The sequence below is a fragment of the Acidovorax sp. CCYZU-2555 genome, assembly GCF_018413525.1.
GTDB lineage: Bacteria > Pseudomonadota > Gammaproteobacteria > Burkholderiales > Burkholderiaceae_C > Comamonas.
The window spans coordinates 1-22,880 of record NZ_JAHCDD010000035.1; the positions used below are offsets into that span (position 1 = coordinate 1).

The following is a 22,880-nucleotide window of genomic DNA, read 5'->3' on the forward strand; positions in this document are numbered from 1 at the left end:
CCTGAAAGCAGCGCACTGACCGGTGTGCCGCCGACCACGGGCCTGCTTCTGACCGGCGGCGGCGCCCGCGCCGCCTATCAGGTGGGCGTGCTCGAAGCCATTGCCCATATCCGCCGCAGCTGCGGGCATGGCCATGACCCCAACCCTTTTCCCATCCTGACCGGCACCTCGGCGGGCGCGCTCAATGCGGCGGCGCTGGCCTGCGGCGCCGACCATTTCGATCTCACGGTGCGCAGAATGGCCCATCTCTGGAGCCATCTGCATGCCGAGGACGTCTACCACGCCGATGCGCTGAGCATGCTGCGCAGCGGCGCGCGCTGGCTGAGCCTGCTGTCGCTGGGCTGGGCGCTGACGCGCCTGCGCACCATGCGCCCGCGCTCGCTGCTCGACAACGCGCCGCTGGGCCGGCTGCTGCAGACCGATCTGGTGCCGCTGGAACGCCTGCCCGAAGTCATCGCCGGCGGGCATCTGCGCGCGCTGGCCGTCACCGCGTCCAGCTATTCGTCGGGCGAGCATGTGACCTTCTACGAAACCCATGCCCAGCTCCAGCCCTGGGTGCGCTCGCAGCGCCGCGCCGTCGGCGGCCACATCACCCACGCCCATCTGCTGGCCTCTTCGGCCATTCCCTTCATCTTCCCCGCGACCGCGCTGGAGATGGGCGAGCACACCGAATACTTCGGCGACGGCTCCATGCGCCAGACCGCGCCGCTGGCCCCGGCCATCCATCTGGGCGCCGACCGCGTGCTGGTGATAGGCGCGGGGCGCATGCACGGCCCGCAGGAAAGCCCGCCGCCCAGCGCCACGGCCAGCTATCCCACGCTGGCGCAGATCGCCGGCCATACGCTGTCGAACATCTTTCTCGATGCGCTGGCGCTGGACATCGAGCGCGCCCGGCGCATCAATGGCACGCTGGCGCTGATTCCGCCCGACGTGCGCGCGCGCAGCAACCTGCGACCGCTCGATCTGCTGGTGATTGCGCCTTCGCAGCGGCTGGATGCGATTGCCGCGCGCCATGTCGGCGATCTGCCGCGCAGCATGCGCAGCCTGCTGGGCGCTCTGGGCGTGACCACCGATGCCAACGACGCGCGCGGCGCGGGCCTGGCGAGCTACCTGCTGTTCGAGCCCGGCTACATCCGCGAGCTGATGGCGCTGGGCCGCAAGGACACCCTGGCGCAGCGCGAGGAAGTCGTGCAATTCTTCCAATGGAACCAGGCCGCCAAGGCGCCCGCGGCCAGCCCGCGGGAAGCGGCCTGGGCCTAGGCCGCGCAACCCCACTTCAGCCACGGACCGCGCAAGCCTCTAAAATCACGGGTTCCCCTAGAGAAAGCCGCTTCCGATGTCTGCACGCAAGATCTTCGCCACCACAGCCCTGCCCTACGCCAACGGCAACTTCCATATCGGCCACATCATGGAGTACATCCAGGCCGACATCTGGGTGCGTTTCCAGCGAATGCAGGGCAACGACGTGAATTTCGTCGGTGCCGACGACGCCCATGGCGCGCCCATCATGATCGCCGCCGAGAAGGCCGGCGTCACGCCCCAGCAGTTCGTCGCCAACATCGCTGCAGGCCGCAAGCAGTACCTCGACGGCTTTCACATCCAGTTCGACAACTGGCACAACACCGATGGCGAGGAAAACCATGTGCTCGCCAAAGAGATTTATCTGGACCTGAAAAAGGCCGGATTCATCGACACCAAGGTCATCGAGCAGTTCTTCGATCCCGAGAAGAACATGTTCCTGCCCGACCGCTTCATCAAGGGCGAATGCCCCAAGTGCCACGCCAAGGACCAGTACGGCGACAACTGCGAAGTCTGCAGCGCCGTCTACGCGCCCACCGACCTGATCAACCCCTACTCGGCACTGTCCGGCGCCCAGCCCGTGCTCAAGAGCTCGGAGCATTTCTTCTTCCGCCTGTCGGACCCGCGCTGCGTGGAGTTCCTGCAGGAATGGACGCAGAACGGCAAGCATGTGCAGCCCGAGGTGGCCAACAAGGTCAAGGAATGGTTCAGCGTGCGCACCAATCCTGACGGCTCGACCAGCGAAGGCCTGGGCGACTGGGACATCTCGCGCGATGCGCCCTATTTCGGCATTGAAATTCCCGATGCGCCGGGCAAGTACTTCTACGTGTGGCTGGATGCGCCCGTGGGCTACCTGGCCTCGCTGAAGAACCTGCTGGACCGCCGCGGCGAAGACTACGCGGCCTACATGGCCGACGAAAAGCTCGAGCAGTACCACTTCATCGGCAAGGACATCGTGACTTTCCACACGCTGTTCTGGCCCGCGATGCTCAAGTTCAGCGGCCGCAAGACGCCCACGCAAATCTTCGTGCACGGCTTCCTCACCGTGAACAACGGCGAGAAGATGAGCAAGAGCCGCGGCACGGGCCTGGACCCGCTCAAGTACCTGAGCCTGGCGATGAACCCCGAATGGCTGCGCTACTACCTCGCCGCCAAGCTCAACGGCCGCAACGAAGACATAGACTTCAACCGCGAAGACTTCATGGCGCGCGTCAACAGCGACCTGATCGGCAAGTTCGTCAACATCGCTTCGCGCGCCGCGGGCTTCCTGTCCAAGCGCTTCGAAGGCAAGCTCGCCGCCCTGGGCGCCGAAGGCCAGGCGCTGCTGGAGCAGCTGCGCACCCAGGCGCCGGCGATCGCCGACGCATTCGAGAAGCGCGACACCGCGCGCGCCGTGCGCGAAATCATGCAGCTGTGCGACCGCGTCAACGCCTACGTCGATGCCAACAAGCCCTGGGAGCTCGCCAAACAGGAAGGCATGGACGCACGCCTGCAGGAAGTCTGCACGACCTGCATCGAAGCTTTCCGCCTGCTCGCCGTGTACATCAAGCCGGTGCTGCCGGCGGTCGCGCAACAGGTCGAGGTCTTCCTCAATGTCGCGCCGCTGGGCTTTGCCGACGCACAGAACCTGCTGGGTGCAGGCCATGCGATCGGCAGGTACGAGCATCTGCTGCAGCGCGTCGATGTGAAGCAGCTCGACGCGCTGTTCGAAGCACCGCCCGCGCCGGTCGTGGAAAAAGTGCTGCCCGGCGGTGAAGAGATCGCGCAAACGATTGGCATCGATGACTTCACCAAGGTCGACCTGCGCATCGCGAAGATCGTCAACTGCGAAGCCGTCGAAGGCTCGACCAAGCTGCTGCGCCTCACGCTCGACGCGGGCGAAGGCCGCATGCGCAATGTGTTCAGCGGCATCGCCAGCCACTACCAGCCTGCCGACCTGATTGGCAAGCACACGGTGCTGGTCGCCAACCTCGCGCCACGCAAGATGAAGTTCGGCGTTTCCGAAGGCATGGTGCTCGCCGCGAGCCATGCCGACGAAAAGGCCCAGCCCGGCATCTACGTGCTCGAGCCCGTGGCCGGCGCCACGCCCGGCATGCGTATCAACTGAGACAGCCCACCATGGCCTGGCTGCCGCAATGGCGCTGGCTGCTCGCGGCCGGCGCGCTGAGCCTGCTCGGCGGCTGCGCCGTCGTTGCCGTGACTTCGGCGGCCGTGAGCGTCACGGCCGGCGTGGTGGGCCTGGCGGCCGATGCCGCCATAGGCACGGCCCGCATCGCGGGCAAGGGAATCGGCAAGGCGGCCGACGCGATGATGGGCGACGATGCGCCCGCGGCTGCGGACAACAGCGGTGTGAACGTCAAGTACAACATTGCACCTGCGCCCTGAACTTTGACGGCACAGCGTGCTCCAAAGCTGCTGCGCTTCGACAGGCTCAGCGCGAACGGAGAGGGAGGTTGTGCCTTCTTCCCCGTTCGCCCTGAGCCTGCCTCGCCGGCCGCGTCGAAGGGTGAACGGCCTGCCCTATAAATTCCTTCAAGGCCCATCGCGCTGCACCAGGCTGCGCCCGGTGCGCAGCACCCGCCCATCCGTGCCGAACGTCACGGTGAACAGCATCTCCGTGGTCGGCGGATCGATAAAGCGCCAGTCCCACTCGGTCTCCTGCTTGCGTTCATAGGTCATGCGCTTGGCGGGCTTGCCCAGCATGCGGCGCACTTCCTGTTCGGTCATTCCCGCGCGCACCTGCTCGAACGTGTGCGGCGCCACCACCTGGCGCAGTGCCGTCATCTTGCCGTTGGGGCCTATGGTGATCATGTAGTTCTGGTGGCCCGCCGGCTGGCGGTTGTACTCGAAGGTGCGCGCGCCATCGGCTTCCTGCCAGATGTTTTCGGGCTCGCCGAAGCGGTCGCGCACATCGACTTCGGTCGATACATCCTCTTCGAGTTCGGCGATGCGCTGCGGGTCGCAAGCCGCCAGCGAAAGCAGGCCAAAAGCCGCGCCCAGACTCCAGATCCAGCGATAGATTGGTCGCATAGCTCCATGTCCCGTAAAATCATGTATTCCTACGAGGTTAACAGTCCATGTCTTTTTTCGCCCGCCCCGATTACAAATCCGACACCACCCAGTTCATCGAGCAGTTGCGCGCGCAAAAGCCCGATCTCGAGGCACGCCAGCTGGAGGGCCGCGCCCTTCTGTGGGACAAGAACGTGGACAGCGAGATCTGGCAAGACTACCGTGCCGGCCGCGTGGAACAAAAGCCCTACGTTTACCAGACCAAGGCCTGAGCCTGACGACCGCCAGGCGCCCGCCTGCTGAGTCATGAGTGGCCCGACAGACGCAGCGCTCGCCATAGCCCCGGGCGAAGCACTCGCGCCCGACGGCCTGGTCGACATCGTCGACCGGGTGGCTTTGGCGCGCCTGTATGGCGAGCCGCTGTTCGCGCTGCCCAACGACCTCTATATTCCGCCCGACGCGCTCGAAGTCTTCCTCGAAGCCTTTGAAGGCCCGCTCGACTTGCTGCTCTACCTGATCCGCAAGCAGAACTTCAACATTCTCGACATTCCGATGCTGAGCGTCACGCGCCAGTATCTGCGCTATGTCGACGAGATCCGCAGCCGCAACCTCGAACTGGCCGCCGAATACCTGCTGATGGCCGCGATGCTGATCGAGATCAAGTCGCGCATGCTGCTGCCGCCCAAGAAGTCGGCCGACGCGCTCGAAGCCGAGGACCCGCGCGCCGAGCTGGTGCGCCGGCTGCTCGAGTACGAGCAGATCAAGCTGTCGGCCGCACGCCTGGGCCAGTTGCCCCAGCATGGCCGCGACTTCCTCAAGGCCCAGGTGCATATCGAGCAAAGCCTGCAGCCGCGCTTTCCCGACCTGGTGCCGGGCGAGCTGCAGCAGGCCTGGCAGGACATCCTCAAGCGCGCCACGCTGATCCAGCACCACCGCATCACGCGCGAGGAACTGAGCGTGCGCGAATACATGAGCCAGATCCTCAAATCGCTGCAGGGCAAGCGCTTCGTGCCGTTCGAAGACCTTTTCCAGCCCGCGCGCGGCTCCACCGTGCTGGTCGTGACTTTCATCGCCCTGCTCGAGCTGGCCAAGGAAACGCTGATCGAGATCACCCAGGCCGAAGCCTTCGCACCGATTTACGTGCGACTGGCCTACACACCGCTCTAGGGCTGGCTTGCCCTGAGCTGACCGTCATCCTTCCACGGACGTTTCACCATGGCATTGCACGATTTCGACGTACTCATTGTGGGCAGCGGCCTGGCCGGCCTCACGGCCGCGCTGGAACTCGCGCCCACGCTCCGCGTCGCGGTGCTGACCAAGCGCAGCCTCGACGACGGCGCGAGCAACCAGGCCCAGGGCGGCATTGCCGCCGTGCTCGCCGAAGACGACAGCTTCGACGCCCATATCAACGACACGCTGATCGCGGGCGCGGGCCTGAGCGACCTGCCCGCGACGCGCCAGGTGGTCGAGAACGCGCCCGCGGCGATTGCCTGGCTGCAGTCGCTGGGCGTGCCGTTTTCAGAAGAGAACGGCGAGCTGCACCTCACGCGCGAAGGCGGGCACAGCGCGCGGCGCATCGTGCACGCGACCGACGCCACGGGCGCGGCCGTGCAGCGCCAGCTGATAGACACCGTGCGCCGCACGCCGGGCATCACCGTGCTCGAAGACCACACGCTGGTCGACGTGATCACGTCCAAGCGCCTGGGTCTGGGCGGCGCGCCGCGCTGCCTGGGCCTGTATGCGCTCAACGGCACGACCGACGAAGTCGACACCTTCCGCGCACCCCACACCATCCTGGCCACGGGCGGCGCGGGCAAGGTCTACCTCTACACCACCAATCCCGACACCGCGACCGGCGACGGCATCGCGGCCGCCTGGCGCGCGGGCTGCCGCGTGGCCAATCTGGAATTCATCCAGTTCCACCCGACCTGCCTCTACCATCCGCACGCCAAGTCGTTCCTGATCAGCGAAGCCGTGCGCGGTGAAGGCGGGCGGCTCTTGCTGCCGGCCGCGCTCGGCGGCCAGCGCTTCATGGACGCGCATGACGAACGCGCCGAACTCGCGCCGCGCGACATCGTCGCGCGCGCCATCGACTTCGAGATGAAGAAGCACGGGCTCGACTGCGTCTACCTCGACATCTCGCACCAGAGCCCCGAGTTCCTGCAGGCCCACTTCCCCAATATCCTGGCCAAGTGCCTGGAACTGGGCATAGACATCACGCGCGAGCCGATTCCTGTCGTGCCCGCGGCGCACTACACCTGCGGCGGCGTGCTCACCGACCTTGCCGGGCGCACCGATGTCACCGGCCTGATGGCGATAGGCGAAGCCGCCTGCACGGGCCTGCACGGCGCCAACCGCCTGGCGAGCAACTCACTGCTCGAATGCATGGTGTTCGCGCGCAGCGCCGCCGACGCGATCCGCGCCGCGGCGCCCGCCGAGACCGGCGCCCTGCCTGACTGGGACGACAGCCAGGTCACCGACGCCGATGAAGCCGTGGTGATCGCGCACAACTGGGACGAGCTGCGCCGCTTCATGTGGAACTACGTGGGCATAGTGCGCAGCAACAAGCGCCTGGAGCGCGCGGCGCGGCGCATCGCCTTGCTCACGGCCGAAATCGACGAGTTCTATGCGCGCTTTCATGTCACGCGCGACCTGCTCGAGCTGCGCAACCTGGTGCAGGTGGCCGAACTCATCGTGCGCTCGGCGCAGATGCGCCACGAAAGCCGCGGCCTGCATTACAGCCGCGACTACCCCGCGCTGGCCGCGCCCAGCGCCCCGACCATCCTGGTGCCGCCGGCCCCCCGCTGAGCGCGCACCGCCCCTTTTTTTACCGAGGAGACTTCCATGCCCCATCTTTACGTCGAATACAGCGCCAACCTGGCCGACCTGCCCGAACAGCAGTTGCTCACCGAACTGGTGAACTCCGTCTGCGGCCACCCCTCCATCATCGATGAGTTCGATGTCAAGGGCCGCATCACCAAGACGCAGCAATACGTGATCGGCAATGTGGCGGGCGCGCGCGGCTTCATCCATGCCGAACTGAAGCTGCTGTCGGGCCGCACGCCCGAAGCCAAGAAGGAGCTGTCGGACGGCATTGGCGAAATACTGCGCCGCCTCACGCCCCACCCCGAAGGCATGCTGGTCCAGGTGAGCGTCGAGATCAGCGACATGGACCGCGGCAGCTACCACAAGAGCAAGCTGTAAGCGCTGTTGGCGCGGCGCGGACCGGACAGCCAGGCAGGCCCACGGCCTACAGCGCCCGCCGCGACCGCGCCACATAGTGTGGAGCTACCCTCAAAAGGAGCCCACGATGCCACGACAGCCTGCCAAGTCCAAGCCCGCCAAAAACAGCGAATCTGCCTCCAGAGGCCAGGGGGGTGAACTCCAGCAGCAGGCTGGCGGCACCCACCCCGTGCTGACCACCCAGCAGGGCATTGCCGTTCCGGACAACCAGAACTCGCTGCGCAGCACGCCGCGCGGGCCTACCCTGCTCGAAGACTTCATCCTGCGGGAGAAGATCACCCATTTCGACCATGAGCGCATTCCAGAGCGCGTGGTGCACGCGCGCGGCAGCGGCGCGCATGGCTTCTTTGAACTCACGCATTCGCTGGCCGAACACACGACCGCCAAGGTGCTGTCCGAAAAAGGCCTGCGCGTGCCCGTGTTCTGTCGCTTCTCCACTGTGGCGGGCGGCGCGGGCTCGGTCGATACGCCGCGCGACGTGCGCGGCTTCGCCGTCAAGTTCTACACGCCCGAAGGCAACTGGGACCTCGTGGGCAACAATATTCCGGTGTTTTTCATCCAGGACGCGATGAAGTTTCCCGACCTGGTGCATGCCGTGAAGATGGAACCCGACCGCGCATTCCCCCAGGCCGCGAGCGCGCACGACACGTTCTGGGACTTCATCTCGCTGATGCCCGAATCCATGCACATGGTGATGTGGATCATGAGCGACCGCACCATTCCGCGCAGCCTGCGCATGATCGAAGGCTTTGGCGTGCACAGCTTCCGCCTGGTCAACGCCCAAGGCAAGAGCACCTTCGTCAAGTTCCACTGGCGCCCGGTGCTGGGACTGCAGTCGACGGTCTGGGACGAAGCCGTCAAGCTGCAGGCCGCCGACAACGACTTCCACCGGCGCGACCTGTTCGAATCCATCAGCGCGGGCAACTTCCCCGCCTGGGATCTGGCCGTGCAGCTGTTCTCCGAGGAAGAAGCCGACGCCTTCGACTTCGACCACCTCGACGCGACCAAGCTGGTGCCCGAGGAGCTGGTGCCGCTGCAGGTCATTGGCCGCATGACGCTGGACCGCTGGCCCGACAACTTCTTCGCCGAGACCGAACAGGTCGCGTTCTGCCCGGCCAATGTGCCGCCGGGCATCGATTTCTCCAACGACCCGCTGCTGCAGGGCCGGCTGTTCTCCTATCTCGACACCCAGCTTTCGCGCCTGGGCAGCGCCAACTTCACGCAGATTCCGATAAACGCGCCCCAATGCCCGTTCGCCCACAACCAGCGCGACGGCCATATGCAGATGCAGCGCCCCAAAGGCCGCGTCGCCTATGAGCCTTCGAGCCTGCAGGCCGACAGCCCGCGCGCCAGCGCTGCCACCGGCATGCGCCATTTCGCCGAAGCGCCCGACGACGGCGTCAAGGGCCGGGTGCGCGCCGAGAGCTTTGCCGACCATTTCAGCCAGGCGCGCATGTTCTTCCAGAGCCAGGGCCACATCGAGCAGGCGCACATGGCGTCGGCGCTGGTGTTCGAGCTGTCCAAGGTGGAAACGCCCGCGGTGCGCGAAGCCGTGGTCGGCCAGCTGCAGCATATCGACAAGGGCCTGGCCGAACGCGTGGCCAAGGGCCTGGGCATGGCCAAGCTGCCGGCGCCGCCGCCCGCGGCCCAGCCTGCCAAGGAGATGCCGGTCTCGCCGGCGTTGCGCTTGATCGACCGCATGAAACCGACGCTGGCCGGCCGCTGCATAGGGCTGCTGGTCGCCGACGGCTCGAATGCCGAATCGATCGCCAAGATACGCAAGGCCGTCGAAGCCGCGGGCGCGACGCTCAAGGTGGTCGCACCCAAGATACAGGTGCAGCTCAGCGACGGCAGCACGCTCGCCGCCGACGGGCAACTCGCGGGCACGCCTTCGGTGCTGTTCGACGCCGTGGCTTCGGTGATTCCGCTGGAGCAGGGCTCGCTGCTGTCGCACGAGGCCGCGGCCGTCGACTGGTTCCGTGACGCGTTCGGCCACCTCAAGGCGATTGCCGCGTGCAAGGGCACGCGGCAGATTCTCTCGGCCGGCGGCATCGAGCCCGACGCGGGCGTGTTCACTCCCGACCAGATCGCGGAGTTCCTCAAAGCCGCGCAGACCCGTCAGTGGGTGCGCGAACCCAAGCTGCGCTCGCTGGCCTGAACGACTACGCCCCAAGATGCAGCGGCCCTCGTGCGCGGGCCGCTGCACAGGCCGGCGATTGACGTTACAGTCTGCGGCCTATGTCGACTCCCGATTCCCTCTCTTCCCTGTCGACCGCCTCCAGCGATCGCCAGCGGAAAATCCTGCTGGCGCTGAGCCTTCTGCTGATCGCCTGCAATCTGCGTCCCGTGTTTGGCAGCCTCTCCGTGGTGCTGCCCGAAATCATGCGCGACACCGGCCTGAGCGCTGCGGGCGCGAGCCTGCTGACCACGCTGCCCATCCTGTGCCTGGGCCTGTTCTCCGCGCCCACACCCTGGCTGTCGCGCCGCTTTGGTGCCGAGCGCGTGCTGCTGCTGGCCTTGCTGCTGATAGGCACGGGCACCTTGCTGCGCGCCGCGGGCAGCCTGCCCTTTCTGTTTGCATCCGCCGTGCTGGCCGGCGCGGGCATCGCCATGGGCAACGTGCTGCTGCCCAGCCTGGTCAAGCGCCATTTCGCACGGCATGCGGCGCTGATGACCGGCATGTACATCCTGGCGATCTGCATTGGCGCGACGATCGCCACCGCATCGACCGTGCCGCTGGCCACCAACCTGTTCGATGGCGCCTGGCCCTATGCGCTCGCGGTCTGGGCCCTGCCCGCGCTGCTGGTGCTGGCGCTGTGGCTGCCCCAGGCGCTGCGCATGCACACCGAGCCCACCGATGCGGCCGCGCGCGCCGGCAGCCTGGGGCGCGACCCGCTGGCCTGGCAGGTCACGGCCTTCATGGGCCTGCAGTCTTCGCTGGCCTATATCGTCATCGGCTGGCTTGCGCCCATCCTGCGCGAGCGCGGCCTCGAAAGCGACATGGCCGGCTATGTGGTGGCCATCACCACGCTGTCGCAGCTCGTGACGTCGCTGGTCGTGCCTTCGATCGCCGCGCGCTGCCGCGACCAGCGCGCGCTGGCCGTGGGCCTCACGGCGCTGGCCTTCGCGGCGCTGATGGGCTTGATCCTCGCGCCGCTGGCTTCGGTCTGGCTCTGGGCGCTGCTGCTGGGCTGCGGCCAGGGCGGTTTGTTCGCGCTCGCGCTGAGCCTGATCGTGATGCGCAGCGGCAATGCCCAGGTCACGGCCCAGCTGTCGGCCATGGCCCAGGGCTGGGGCTATATGCTCGCGGCGTTCGGACCGCTGCTCACGGGCCTGCTGCACCAATGGACAGGCAGCTTTGCGTCGAGCATCTGGCTGATCGCGCTGCTGTCGGCCGCCATGGCCTGGAGCGGCTGGGGCGCGGGCCGCAATCTGCTGGTCCGGCCCGGCACGCGATGAACGCCGCCGCCGGCCGCGCGCTGTGCACGCGCTGCGCGCGGCCGCAGCGCAACTGCATCTGCGCGCTGGCGCAGCGCGTCGACTGCGGCCCGCAAGTGCTGATACTGCAGCACCCGCTTGAAGTGAATGAAGCCAAGGGCACGGCGCGGCTGCTGCATCTGTGCCTGGCGCGCAGCCGGCTGGAAATCGGCGAGCAGTTCGATGCGCAATCGCTTGAAAACTGGCTGACGCAGGACTGGCACGGCGGCCCTGGCACAGCGCGCAGCGTGCTGCTCTACCCCGAGTCAGCTCCCGACCCGGCGCTGCCGCTCATACCTGCGCCGCCGCTGCCCGAAGAATGGCTGCAGGCACCTGAGCGCCTGCGCCTGGTGGTGATCGACGGCACCTGGCGCAAGAGCCGCAAGATGCTTTATCTCAATCCGCTGCTGCAGCAGCTGCCGCGCCTGACGCTGCACGATCTGCCCGCCTCGCGCTATGCGATACGCCGTGCGCACCGGCCGGGCCAGTTGTCGACGCTCGAAGCCACAGCCTGCGCGCTGGCGCAGCTGGCACCGGACAATCAACAGATCGACCAACTGCTGCTGGCCATGGACGCGCTGGTGCGGCGCGAGCAGCAGTGGCGGCCTCAGGCCTGAGGCGCTGACGCCAGTTCGGCCGCGAGCCAGCCGCGCAGGCTGTTGAGAAATGCCCAGGCCTGCACGCGCGGCAGGTCGTCCAGATGCAGCACGGCTTCGCTCACACGCCCTGCCTGCAAGGCCATGGCCCGGCCCACGCCGGGCAGCAGGCCGCAGGCCACGGGCGGCGTGATCCAGCGGCCATCGATCAGCGCCGCGATATTGCCGCGCGTGCATTCGGTGATCTGGCGCTGTTCGTTGAACAGCAGGGTATCGAAGACCAAGGGATCGGACGGCGCGAACGCGTCGTAATGCGCGCGGCGCGTGGTCTTGTGGCGCACGAACTGGCCATGGGCCCAGCGGTCTTCGAGCGGCGCCGCGGCCAGCTGCAAGCGCACGGGCGCTGGCGTGGGCGCGCAGGCAAACGCTTCGGCGACAGCCTCGCCCTGCGCATCGAGCTGCAGCCGCACGCGCCACAGCCCGTTCGGGTGCGCGGCGGCAACGGCTGCCAGACTTTGCGCCACGCGCCCCGACCAGGGATAGGAAAAATGCGCGGCCGTGGCCTGCAGGCGCTGCAGATGCTCGGGCAGATGGCGCCAGGCGCCGTCTTCCAGCGCCAGCGTTTCGAGCAGCGCGAAAGGCGCGCTCGCGCGCTCGACGAAGGCGCTCTTGTGCAGCCATTCACGCCATTCGCCATCGGCCTGTGCGCCCGAAGTAATGCCGCTGCCAATGCCGCAGACCGCCTGCACGCCGCGCAGCACCACGGTGCGAATCGGCACATTGAACGTCGCGTGCATGCCGCCCGCGCCCGTGGGCCGCAGCACGCCCAGCGCGCCGCAATAGACGCCGCGCGACTGCGGTTCGAGCGCGTGAATCATCTGCATCGCCGCGACCTTGGGCGCGCCCGTGATCGAGCCGCAGGGAAACAGCGCGGCGAACACATCGGCGAGGCGCGTTCCGGCGCGCGTCGTGGCCTGCACATCGGAAGTCATCTGCCAGACGCTGGGCAGGGCCTGCGTGTGGAACAGCCGCGGCACCTTGACGCTGAACGGCTGGGCAATGCGCGACAAGTCGTTGCGCAGCAGGTCTACGACCATCACGTTCTCGGCACGCTCCTTGGGCGCGCTGCGCAGGGCCTGGGCCAGCGCAGCGTCCTGTTCGGGCGTTTCGCCGCGCGGCGCCGTGCCTTTCATGGGCCGGGCGAGAATGCGCTCGCCGTCCCAGTCGAAGAACAGCTCAGGCGAGACCGACAACACCTGTTCTTCGCCCGTGTCCACGCATGCCGCATAGCCTTGGGGCTGGGCGCGCAGCAGCGCATCGAACAGCGCTTCGGGCGTACCCTGCAACAGCTCGCCGTGCAACGGCGCCGTGTAGTTGACTTGATAGAACGCGCCGTTCGCGATCGCTTCATGGATCTGCGCCATCGCCGCGTCGAACGCCGGGCGCTTGAGCGTGCTGCGCCAGTCGATGCGCGCCGCTTCACTGGCATGCGGCGCAGCGTCGTCATCCCAGGGCAAGGCCTCGGAATAGGCCGCGAACCAGGCCAGCGGCCCATCGGCGGCATGGGTCACAAGCGCCGGATCGAATGCCGCGGCGGCTTCATAGCGCACAAAGCCCACGCACCAGGCGCCGGCGCGCGCGGCGTTCTCGGCCGCGTCGAGCACGGCGCGCACTTCGCCGGGCGCATGCGCCACCCACACCTGGTGCGGTGCGCCGAAACGCCGGCGCAGGCGCGCATCGGCCGCGCCCTGCGGCAAGGTGAAATCAATCCGAGTGTCCATGGTCCAATGCGCTTTCAACGCCCGCGAAGCCGGCGCGGGCCGCCATCAAACCGGCATTATCCCGCCCGGACTCAGGCTGCGCCCAGATGCGGCACCAAGCCCGCAATCGGCGCTCCGCTCTTGAGCGCAGCGGTGAACGCCAGCATGCGGTCTATGGGCTGGCGCGCGCGCGGAATCAACGCGGGATCGACATGGATCGCATTGCGCCCGGTCTCGAGAATGTCGACCAGGCCGGCCAGGCCGTTCATCGCCATCCAGGGGCAGTGGGCGCAGCTCTTGCAGGTGGCGCTGTTGCCCGCCGTGGGCGCCTCGATGAAGCGCTTGTGCGGAAACAGCGTGCGCAGCTTGTGCAGCATGCCGTTGTCGGTGGCGACGATGAACTCGCTGGCGTCCATGTCGCGCGCGGCGTTCAGGATGCCCGACGTCGAGCCCACGGCGTCGGCCAGCGCGACCACATCGGCCGGGCTTTCGGGGTGGACCAGCACCTTGGCGCCGGGATGCTCGCGCTTGAGCGCTTCGAGCTCGAAGGCCTTGAATTCGTCGTGCACGATGCAGGCACCGTTCCACATCACCATGTCGGCGCCGGTCTCGCGCTGGATGTAGCCGCCCAGGTGGCGGTCGGGCGCCCAGAGGATCTTCTGGCCGTCGGCCTTGAGCGCGCGCACGATGTCGAGCGCGCAGCTCGAAGTCACGACCCAGTCGGCGCGCGCCTTCACGGCGGCGCTGGTGTTCGCATAGACCACGACCGTGCGATCGGGGTGCTGGTCGCAGAACGCGCTGAACGCATCGACGGGGCAGCCCAGGTCGAGCGAGCAGGTCGCGTCGAGGTCGGGCATCAGCACGGTCTTGTGGGGCGACAGGATCTTGGACGTCTCGCCCATGAATTTGACGCCCGACACCACCAGCGTCTGCGCCGCGTGGTCGCGGCCAAAGCGCGCCATTTCGAGCGAATCGCTGACCAGGCCGCCGGTTTCCTCGGCCAGATCCTGCAGGTCGGGGTGCACGTAGAAGTGCGACACCATGACCGCGTTCTTTTCCTTGAGCAGCGCGCGGATGCGCTCCTTGAGCGCCACGCGCTCGGTGGGCGAAGGCTCGGCCGGCACGCGCGCCCAGGCATGGCGCGTGGCGCAGACCCCAGCGTCGCTCAGCGGCTGCTCATATTCCACGTCCAGACGCGGATCGGCAACAAGTGAAGTCATCACAGCTCCTCCATGCGCATCGAGAAGTCGGTCGCACGCACATCCTTGGTCAGGCCGCCTATCGAAATGCGGTCCACGCCGGTTTCGGCCAGCGCGCGCAGGCCGTCGAGCGTCACGCCGCCCGAGATTTCGAGCACCGCGCGCCCGGCGTTGATTTCCACGGCCGTGCGCAGCATGTCGAGCGGCATGTTGTCGAGCAACACCATCTTCGCGCCCGCATCGAGCGCCTCGTGCAGCTCGTCGAGGTTCTCGACTTCGATCTCGATGAATGCGGCGGTGCTGGCCACGGCCTGGGCCGCGCCCAGCACGGCGGCGATGCCGCCTGCGGCCGCGATGTGGTTTTCCTTGATCAGCACGGCGTCGTGCAGGCCTATGCGGTGGTTGGTGCCGCCGCCGCTGTGCACCGCGTACTTCTGCGCCAGCCGCAGGCCGGGCAGCGTCTTGCGCGTATCGACAATCTTGGCGCGCGTGCCCGCGACCACAGCCACATACTCGGCGGTCTTGGTCGCCACGCCCGACAGCAGCTGCAGGAAGTTCAAGGCCGTACGTTCGGCCGACAGCAGCGCGCGCGCCTGGCCTTCGGCTTCGAGCACCAGCGCATTGGCCGCGAGCCGCTGGCCTTCGTGCGCATGCCAGGTGATCTTCACGCCCGGATCGAGCGCGCGCAGCGCCTCCTCGAGCCAGGGGCCGCCGCACAGAACGGCGCTTTCGCGCACGATCACGCGCGCGCGCGCCCGGCGTGCCGGGTCTATCAGTGCAGCCGTGAGATCGCCTGCGCCCACATCTTCTTGCAGCGCCAGCGCCACATCGTGGCGGGCCAATGCGCGGATGGCCTCTTTGTCGGTCCAGTCATTCATGGGCCCGAAGTCTAGACGCATAGCGCGCGCAGCGAACAGGAAATTGTGACCATTTCCAAGCCCGTGGGCAGGCCGCAACGTTGCACTCTGTCAGCCGACAGGCGATAGCCGGCGCGCCAGGGCCGCGGCCTCGTCCTGCAAGGCTTGGAGCAGCGGCTGCACTTCGGGCAGCGCGGGCCGGTGCAGCGGCAGCAGCGCATGCACGCGAAACGGAATCGAGAACGCCAGCGGCCGCCACAGCAGGCGCTCGCTGGCGCAGGCCAGGGCCGTGAGCGGATTGACGATGGCCAGCCCCAGCCCCTGCTCGACCATGGCGCAGACCGCGACCGCATTGTGCGTCTGCACGCGCAGATCGCGCGCCACCCCGGCCTGCGCGAACACCGCGTCGATCTGCCGGCGATAGGGGTCGTCGGCCGACAGGCTCACGAACGGCTGGCCGGCGAAATCCTCGGCACGCAGCAGCGCACGCGACGCCAATGCATGGCCCGCGGGCAGCACGCAGACTTCGTCGAGCGCGAGCAGCGGCAAGGCTTGCGTGCCCGCGGGCGCGGTTTCGTGCTCGCTCAGGCCCAGGTCGAAGCGCTGCGCGGCCATCCATTCCTCGAGCAGCGGCGACTCCTGCGGCGTGACCGCGAGCCGCGCCTGCGGATAGCGGGCGAGCAGCCGCGCGGCGGCGCCGGGCAGCAGCGCATGGCTCAGCGCGGGCAGGCACAGCACGCTGATCTGCGCCTCTTCGGCCCGGCCCAGCGCCAGCGCCTTGTCGACCACGCGCTCCAGCCCCTGCCACGAGCGCTGCACTTCATCCCACAGCGCCAGCGCGCGCGCATTGGGCCGCAGCCGGCCCTGGCTGCGCGCGAACAGCGCATAGCCCAGCAGCTGCTCCAGGCGCGCGAGCTCGCGGCTCACCGTGGGCTGGGAGCTCGCGAGCAGCGTCGCCGCGCCCGTGGCGCTGCCCGTGGTCATGACGGCGCGAAACACTTCGATATGGCGGTGGGTGATACGGGAAATCATCGCCAAAGCATATCGAAAATGAATGACATGGGAAAAACAAAGCATTGGACGGCATGAACAGACGCGCGCATGATGGCGGCCATTTCGCGGGCAACCTGGCCCGCGCCCTTCCCCCTTTTCGCCTCTGGCCGCACTGCAATGACCTGCCCTTTCACTTCCGCCCAACTGTGGTCGCTGGCCGACCAATTCGGCACGCCGCTGTGGGTGTATGACGCCGCGACCATACGCGCGCGCATCGCCGAGCTGGCGCGCTTCGACACCATCCGCTTCGCGCAGAAGGCCTGCTCCAACATCCACATCCTCAAGCTGATGCGCGAACAGGGCGTGAAGGTCGACGCGGTCTCGCGCGGCGAAATCGAGCGCGCGCTGGCCGCGGGCTACCAGCCCGGCGGCGCCCACGCCGAAATCGTCTTCACGGCCGACGTGATGGACGAAGCCACGCTGGCCACCGTGGTCGAACACAAGGTGCCGGTCAACGCCGGCTCGATCGACATGCTGCACCAGCTGGCCGAGGCTTCGCCGGGCCACGCGGTCTGGCTGCGCATCAACCCCGGTTTCGGCCACGGCCACAGCAACAAGACCAATACGGGCGGCGAGCACAGCAAGCACGGCATCTGGCACACCGACCTGCTCGAAGCGCTGGCCGCGATTCGCAGCGGCGGCCTGCACCTGGCCGGCCTGCACATGCACATCGGTTCGGGCGTGGATTACAGCCATCTGTCGGAAGTCTGCGGCGCCATGGTCCAGCTGGTGCAGACCACCAAGGACGCAGGCCACGACCTCGAAGCGATTTCGGCCGGCGGCGGCCTGTCGATCCCCTACCGCGCAGGCGAGCCGGTGATCGACACCGCCCACTACCACGGCCTCTGGGACGCGGCGCGCAAGCAGGCCGAAGCCATCGTGGGCCATGCGCTGGGCCTCGAAATCGAACCCGGCCGCTTCCTGGTCGCCGAATCGGGCGTGCTGCTGGGCACGGTGCGCGCCACCAAGAACGCGGGCAACAACCACTTCGTGCTGGTCGACACGGGTTTCAACGAACTCATGCGCCCGTCGATGTACGGCAGCTTCCACGCGATGCACATCGAGCGCCGCGACGGCGCGAGCCTGCCCGCGCGCGACAGCGTGGTCGCGGGCCCGCTGTGCGAGTCGGGCGACGTGTTCACCCAGGGCGATGGCGGCGTGGTGCTGCCGCGCTCGCTGGCGGGCGCGACCGTGGGTGATCTGCTCGTGATCCACGACACCGGCGCCTATGGCGCGTCCATGTCGAGCAACTACAACACCCGCCCCCTGGCCGCCGAGGTGCTGGTCGACGGCGAACGCGTGCAGCTGATCCGCCGTCGGCAGACGGTGGAACAGTTGCTGGCGTTGGAATTGGGGCTTTGAGTCCAGCCTTGGAAAATACGTGACCCCAAACGCATGCAGCGACCTGTATAGCAGAGCGTCTCGGGAGCGCGAGCGAGCCGCCGCCGGGCCGCCCCAAGGCGGCGAGGGCCCCCTTGGGGGGCAGCGCAGCCACGCGCAGCGAGCAAGCGTGGGGGCGATTTATTCTTCGCGCGGGTCCCGCGCCATCAACGACTGCACGGCTTCGCTCACATGCAGCCGGCCGTCGAGCAAGGCCACCACGGTTTCCGTGATCGGCATGTCGACACCCACAAGCTGCGCGCGCCGCAGCACGGTGCGCGCGCTGTAGACGCCTTCGGCCACATGGCCCAGCGATTGCACGGCCTGGTCCAGCGTCTGGCCCTGGGCCAGCAGCAGGCCGACCTTGCGGTTGCGTGACAGATCGCCCGTGGCCGTGAGCACCAGGTCGCCCAGGCCCGACAAACCCATGAAGGTTTTTTCGGTCGCGCCCAGCGCCAGGCCCAGCCGCGTCATTTCGGCCAGGCCGCGCGTGATGAGGGCCGCGCGCGCATTGAGCCCGAGCTGCAGGCCGTCGCACAGACCGGTGGCGATCGCCAGCACGTTCTTCACCGCGCCGCCGACTTCGACACCGACGATGTCGGTGCTCGCATAGACACGCACATGGCTGCTGTGGAAAGCCGCAACCAGCGCTTCGCTGACCTGCGGATGGCTGCTCGCCGCGACCAGCGCCGTCGGCTGCTGGCGCGCGACTTCGAGCGCAAAGCTAGGGCCGCTGAACACGCCGGCGCGCAATTGAGGCGCGACGGCGGCGCAGACTTCATGCGCCATCAGGCCGGCAGCGCCGGTCTGGGCCGCCGCTTCGAAGCCCTTGCTGAGCCAGGCCACGGGCGCGCGGCTCTGGGCCAGGCGCTGCAGCCATTCGCGCAGCGCCGCCATGGGCGTGGCGACAATGATCAATTCTGCCTGGGCTGCAGCGGCCGTGATGTCGCCATCGATGACCGTGAGACCAGGGGGGAAGGCAATGCCCGCGAGATAGCGCGAGTTTTCGCGCGCCGCGCGCATGGCCTGGGCCTGGGTCGCATCGCGCGCCCAGAGCTGGACCGCATGGCCCGCGGGATGCGCCGCAGCGCTCATGGCCAGCGCCGTGCCCCAGGCTCCGGCACCGATGACGAGAATGTTCATGGTGTGCAGCGAGGGTCGCGCGGCGCAGCGCCGCGCGCCCCCGAAAGCCGGCTTATTGCAGGGCGGGGTTGGGATTGGCGTCAGCGCCGCCCTGGGCAGCCGCGGCCTGGGCCTGCTGCTGCTCGTACATCGCCTGGAAGTTGATTTCGGCGAGGTGCACGGGCGGGAAGCCGGCGCGGGTCACCACGTCGGCCACATTGCCGCGCAGGTAGGGATAGATGATCTGTGGGCAGGCGATGCCGATCACGGCGCCCATCTGGTCTTCAGGCAGGTTGCGGATCTCGAAGATGCCGGCTTGCTTGGCTTCGACCAGGAAGACAGTCTTGTCGTTGATCTTGGTCTGCACGGTCGCGGTCACGGCGACTTCGTAGACGCCTTCGGCCACGGGAGTGGCTTCGACACCCAGCTGGATGTCGACGCTGGGCTGTTCCTGCTCGAGCAGGATCGCGGGCGAATTGGGCTGCTCCAGCGACAAATCCTTGAGGTAAACGCGCTGAATCTGGAATACGGGATTTTCTTGGTCGGCCATGGCGTCGGTCTTTCTCACTTAAACGAACCGGAATCAAAACAAAGCCCGCCCGGGAGACGCTCCCGCAGCAGGCACTTGGGAAAAGCATTATGCAGCCGCGGACAGCGCCGCGGCCAATCTGCGCAGGCGATCAGGCCGCGAGCAGGGGCTGCAGGCCGCCCTGCGCGTCGAGCGCGATCAGGTCGTCACAGCCGCCCACATGGGTCTCGCCGATGAAGATCTGCGGCACCGTTCGACGGCCCGTGGTCTGCATCATGTGGTCACGCGCGACCGGGTCCATGTCGATGCGGATTTCCTCGATCTGCTCCACGCCCTTGGACTTCAGAATCTGCTTTGCACGGATGCAATAAGGGCAGACGGCGGTGGTGTACATCTTCACAGCTTGCATCAGGAGTTCTTTCTTCAAAGCGGGACAATGCCCGTAGATGGGGCTGGTTCAGCCTTTTTCAATCGGAAGATTGGCTTCGCGCCAGGCCTTGATGCCGCCGGCGAGCGCCTGGGCACGGGGATAGCCGAGCTTGCGCGCAATGCCTTCGGCGCGCTGTGCGCGCGGGCCCTTGGAGCACACCAGGATCACCGGCAAGGCCTTGTTCTTCACGATGCTGGGCAGGCGGTCCTGCAGCTCGCCCAGAGGCACGTTGCGCGCGCCGTTCACATGGCCCGCGGCAAATTCCTCGGGCTCGCACACGTCGATCACCACGGCCTTCTCGCGGTTGATCAGCTGTACCGCATTCGCGGCCGACAGCGTGCCGCCCGTGCTTCCTTTGAGCAAGGGCACAAGCAGCATGCCGCCGGAAACCAGCGCCAGCAAAATTAAATACCAGTTATCGATGATGAAATTCACGTCATTCCTTGGGTTGGCAAACCGGTCAATTTTAGAATGGCAGACTTTGACCTCCGGTCATCTCCTGCTTTGTCGTCTTAAGGGACCCCATGTTCAAGCTCGTTCTGATACGCCACGGTGAATCCACCTGGAACCTCGAAAACCGCTTCACCGGCTGGACCGATGTGGATTTGACCCCCACCGGCGTGGAACAGGCGAAGAACGCCGGCCGCCTGCTCAAGGCCGAAGGCTATGACTTCGATGTCGCCTACACCAGCGTGCTCAAGCGTGCCACGCGCACCCTCTGGCACACGCTGGACGAAATGGACCGCACCTGGCTGCCCGTGGTTCACAGCTGGCGCCTCAACGAACGCCATTATGGCGGCCTGCAAGGCCTCAACAAGGCCGACATGGCCAAGCAATACGGCGACGCGCAGGTGCTGCAATGGCGCCGCAGCTACGACATTCCGCCACCGGCGCTCGAGCCCACCGACGAACGCAGCGAACGCGGCGATCTGCGCTACGCGAAGCTGCAGCCCGAGCAGATTCCGCTGACCGAATGCCTCAAGGACACCGTGGCCCGCGTCATTCCGTTCTGGAACGAAGCCATGGCGCCTGCCATCCTGGCCGGCAAACGCGTCGTGGTCGCCGCGCACGGCAACTCGATCCGCGCATTGATCAAGTACCTGGACAACATCTCCGATGACGAAATCGTCGGCGTGAATGTGCCCAACGGCATCCCGCTGGTGTATGAGCTCGATGACAACCTCAAGCCCCTGCGCAAGTACTATCTGGGCGATGCCGAAGCCGCCGCCAAGGCCGCTGCGGCCGTCGCCGCGCAAGGTAAAGCCTGATTCAGACGTCATACGTCCGGCACGGCATTAAACAAGACGGCACAATAGAGCATCGGTGCGTCATGCGCCGGTGTCTCAAGGCTGCCCCGGTCAACCGCGTGGGGCAGACACCTGTCAGGTGTATATTGAAGCGGTAAAGGTGTTTTATGGGCCAAAAACTCAAAATTGCTGGATGGGTCTCCGCGGGCGTTCTTGCCGGTGCATTGACCACGGTATCCCTGCAAACCATGGCCCGTGGCGCCATGGCTCCCCTTCCACTGGAAGAAATCCAGCAGTTGTCGGCGGTATTCGGTCTGATCAAGACCGACTACGTCGAGCCTGTGGATGACAAGAAGCTCATCACCGATGCCATCTCCGGCATGGTGGCCAGCCTTGACCCGCATTCCCAGTATTTCGACAAGAAATCCTTCAAGGAATTCAAGGAAGGCACGTCCGGTCGATTCGTGGGCGTTGGCATAGAGATCACGCAGGAAGACGGCCTGATCAAGGTGGTTTCGCCCATCGAAGGCTCGCCCGCGTTTCGCGCCGGCCTCAAGACCAACGACTTGATCACCAAGATCGATGACACGGCCGTCAAGGGCCTGTCGCTCAACGATGCCGTCAAACGCATGCGTGGCGAACCCAATACCAAGGTGTTGCTGACCATCCTGCGCAAGGACGAAAGCCGCAGCTTCCCGGTCACGATCACGCGCGAGGAAATCAAGACCCAGTCCGTCAAGGGCAAGGTCATCGAGCCCGGCTATGCATGGATTCGCCTGAGCCAGTTCCAGGAACGCACGGTCGACGACTTCGTGCGCAAGGTCGAGGAAATCTACGCCAAGGACCCCGGACTCAAGGGCCTGGTGCTCGATTTGCGCAACGATCCGGGCGGCCTGCTCGACGCGGCTGTCGCCATCTCGGCGGCCTTCCTGCCCGATGGCGTGACCGTGGTCTCGACCAACGGCCAGCTCGAGGAAAGCAAGGCGACCTACAAGGCCGCACCCGAGTTCTACCTGCGCCGCGGCCAGGGCGACCCGCTGCAACGCCTGCCCGCGGCCCTCAAGAAGGTGCCTGTGGTGGTGCTGGTCAACGAAGGCTCGGCCTCGGCCAGCGAAATCGTTGCCGGCGCGCTGCAGGACCACAAGCGCGCCACGGTGCTCGGCAGCCAGACTTTCGGCAAGGGCTCGGTGCAGACCGTGCGTCCGCTGGGGCCCGACACCGGCATCAAGCTGACCACCGCGCGCTACTACACGCCCAGCGGCAAATCGATCCAGGCCAAGGGCATCGTGCCCGACGTGATGGTCGATGAAACCGCCGAAGGCGACATGTTCGCCGCGCTGCGCATGCGTGAAGCCGACCTGGACAAGCACCTGGGCAGCGGCCAGGGCGACGAAAAGGCGGCCGAAGTGGCGCGCGAAAAGGCGCGCGAGGAAGCCCGCAAGCGCCTCGAAGCCGAAACCAAGAAGCCCGCGGCCGACCGCAAGCTGCCCGAATACGGCACGGCCGAAGACTTCCGCCTGCAGCAGGCCCTGCGCCAGCTCAAGGGCGAGACCGTGGTCGTCAGCAAGACGCTGACCGAGCGGGAGCTCGAAAAGAAGGAAGAGTAAGCCGCCCGCTGCCCTCGGGGCAGACTGAGCGCACCGGCCGGGCAGCATGCCCGGCCTTTTTCATGGACCCTC

The 22,880-nt window shown here is 66.9% G+C and carries 22 protein-coding genes; 13 read left to right on the plus strand and 9 right to left on the minus strand.

The window, feature by feature from the left end; translation table 11 throughout:
• The first annotated feature begins 15 nt into the window (after positions 1–15).
• From KHY18_RS13565 to KHY18_RS13575, 3 genes are all read left to right on the plus strand, one after another.
• Positions 16–1,260, plus strand: a complete 1,245-nt coding sequence (locus KHY18_RS13565; protein ID WP_213300719.1) for a patatin-like phospholipase family protein — start codon at positions 16–18, stop codon at positions 1,258–1,260.
• A gap of 76 nt (positions 1,261–1,336) precedes the next feature.
• On the plus strand, positions 1,337–3,406 hold the full coding sequence (gene metG / locus KHY18_RS13570) for a methionine--tRNA ligase (protein WP_213300608.1): 2,070 nt from the start codon (positions 1,337–1,339) through the stop codon (positions 3,404–3,406).
• A gap of 11 nt (positions 3,407–3,417) precedes the next feature.
• Positions 3,418–3,684, plus strand: coding sequence for a hypothetical protein (locus KHY18_RS13575; RefSeq protein ID WP_213300610.1), 267 nt, complete (start codon positions 3,418–3,420; stop codon positions 3,682–3,684).
• Between the two features lie 147 nt (positions 3,685–3,831).
• On the opposite strand, the gene KHY18_RS13580 is transcribed toward KHY18_RS13575, so the two are convergent.
• Complete coding sequence (locus KHY18_RS13580; RefSeq protein WP_213300612.1) at positions 3,832–4,329, minus strand: outer membrane protein assembly factor BamE; 498 nt, start codon at positions 4,327–4,329, stop codon at positions 3,832–3,834.
• Positions 4,330–4,376: 47 nt separating this feature from the next.
• Here KHY18_RS13580 and KHY18_RS13585 point away from each other — a divergent pair, with 47 nt between their 5' ends.
• From KHY18_RS13585 to KHY18_RS13615, 7 genes are all read left to right on the plus strand, one after another.
• Positions 4,377–4,580, plus strand: coding sequence for a DUF3460 family protein (locus tag KHY18_RS13585; protein WP_213300614.1), 204 nt, complete (start codon positions 4,377–4,379; stop codon positions 4,578–4,580).
• A 34-nt stretch (positions 4,581–4,614) separates the two neighbouring features.
• Positions 4,615–5,475 carry a segregation and condensation protein A gene (locus KHY18_RS13590; protein ID WP_213300616.1) on the plus strand — a complete coding sequence of 287 codons (861 nt, stop codon included), beginning with the start codon at positions 4,615–4,617 and terminating at the stop codon, positions 5,473–5,475.
• A 48-nt stretch (positions 5,476–5,523) separates the two neighbouring features.
• Positions 5,524–7,116, plus strand: coding sequence for an L-aspartate oxidase (nadB, locus tag KHY18_RS13595; RefSeq protein ID WP_213300617.1), 1,593 nt, complete (start codon positions 5,524–5,526; stop codon positions 7,114–7,116).
• A gap of 36 nt (positions 7,117–7,152) precedes the next feature.
• A complete protein-coding gene (locus KHY18_RS13600; RefSeq protein WP_213300619.1) occupies positions 7,153–7,512 on the plus strand; it encodes a 5-carboxymethyl-2-hydroxymuconate Delta-isomerase in 360 nt (119 codons plus the stop codon).
• Between the two features lie 106 nt (positions 7,513–7,618).
• Entirely contained in the window at positions 7,619–9,709 is a 2,091-nt protein-coding gene (locus KHY18_RS13605) for a catalase (protein ID WP_213300621.1), read from the plus strand.
• Positions 9,710–9,789: 80 nt separating this feature from the next.
• On the plus strand, positions 9,790–11,010 hold the full coding sequence (locus tag KHY18_RS13610; RefSeq protein WP_249729119.1) for a CynX/NimT family MFS transporter: 1,221 nt from the start codon (positions 9,790–9,792) through the stop codon (positions 11,008–11,010).
• Positions 11,007–11,645 (plus strand): tRNA-uridine aminocarboxypropyltransferase, encoded by a 639-nt coding sequence (locus tag KHY18_RS13615; RefSeq protein WP_213300624.1) that lies wholly within the window; start codon positions 11,007–11,009, stop codon positions 11,643–11,645. Before KHY18_RS13610 ends, KHY18_RS13615 begins: the two co-directional genes overlap by 4 nt.
• On the opposite strand, the gene pabB is transcribed toward KHY18_RS13615, so the two are convergent.
• From pabB to KHY18_RS13635, 4 genes are all read right to left on the minus strand, one after another.
• A complete protein-coding gene (pabB, locus tag KHY18_RS13620) occupies positions 11,636–13,405 on the minus strand; it encodes an aminodeoxychorismate synthase component I (protein WP_213300627.1) in 1,770 nt (589 codons plus the stop codon). The genes KHY18_RS13615 and pabB overlap by 10 nt on opposite strands.
• A 71-nt stretch (positions 13,406–13,476) precedes the next feature.
• On the minus strand, positions 13,477–14,604 hold the full coding sequence (gene nadA / locus KHY18_RS13625; RefSeq protein WP_213300630.1) for a quinolinate synthase NadA: 1,128 nt from the start codon (positions 14,602–14,604) through the stop codon (positions 13,477–13,479).
• A complete protein-coding gene (nadC, locus tag KHY18_RS13630; RefSeq protein ID WP_213300632.1) occupies positions 14,604–15,461 on the minus strand; it encodes a carboxylating nicotinate-nucleotide diphosphorylase in 858 nt (285 codons plus the stop codon). The genes nadA and nadC overlap by 1 nt, the downstream gene beginning before the upstream one ends.
• Positions 15,462–15,551: 90 nt before the next feature.
• The gene (locus tag KHY18_RS13635; RefSeq protein WP_213300634.1) at positions 15,552–16,472 is read right to left on the minus strand and encodes a LysR family transcriptional regulator; all 921 of its coding nucleotides are present in this window, start codon (positions 16,470–16,472) and stop codon (positions 15,552–15,554) included.
• 138 nt (positions 16,473–16,610) lie between these two features.
• Here KHY18_RS13635 and lysA point away from each other — a divergent pair, with 138 nt between their 5' ends.
• Entirely contained in the window at positions 16,611–17,855 is a 1,245-nt protein-coding gene (gene lysA, locus KHY18_RS13640) for a diaminopimelate decarboxylase (RefSeq protein ID WP_213300637.1), read from the plus strand.
• A gap of 159 nt (positions 17,856–18,014) precedes the next feature.
• Here the strand turns inward: lysA and KHY18_RS13645 are convergent, their stop codons facing one another.
• From KHY18_RS13645 to KHY18_RS13660, 4 genes are all read right to left on the minus strand, one after another.
• A complete protein-coding gene (locus KHY18_RS13645; RefSeq protein ID WP_213300639.1) occupies positions 18,015–19,016 on the minus strand; it encodes an NAD(P)H-dependent glycerol-3-phosphate dehydrogenase in 1,002 nt (333 codons plus the stop codon).
• 52 nt (positions 19,017–19,068) lie between these two features.
• Positions 19,069–19,545, minus strand: a complete 477-nt coding sequence (gene secB / locus KHY18_RS13650; protein ID WP_213300641.1) for a protein-export chaperone SecB — start codon at positions 19,543–19,545, stop codon at positions 19,069–19,071.
• A 130-nt stretch (positions 19,546–19,675) separates the two neighbouring features.
• On the minus strand, positions 19,676–19,933 hold the full coding sequence (grxC, locus tag KHY18_RS13655; protein WP_213300644.1) for a glutaredoxin 3: 258 nt from the start codon (positions 19,931–19,933) through the stop codon (positions 19,676–19,678).
• A 48-nt stretch (positions 19,934–19,981) separates the two neighbouring features.
• Entirely contained in the window at positions 19,982–20,389 is a 408-nt protein-coding gene (locus KHY18_RS13660; protein ID WP_213300647.1) for a rhodanese-like domain-containing protein, read from the minus strand.
• Between the two features lie 89 nt (positions 20,390–20,478).
• On the opposite strand from KHY18_RS13660, the gene gpmA reads away from it, so the two are divergent.
• Positions 20,479–21,222 (plus strand): 2,3-diphosphoglycerate-dependent phosphoglycerate mutase, encoded by a 744-nt coding sequence (gene gpmA, locus KHY18_RS13665; protein WP_213300650.1) that lies wholly within the window; start codon positions 20,479–20,481, stop codon positions 21,220–21,222.
• Positions 21,223–21,368: 146 nt separating this feature from the next.
• Entirely contained in the window at positions 21,369–22,808 is a 1,440-nt protein-coding gene (locus KHY18_RS13670; RefSeq protein WP_213300652.1) for a S41 family peptidase, read from the plus strand.
• Positions 22,809–22,880 lie beyond the last annotated feature (72 nt).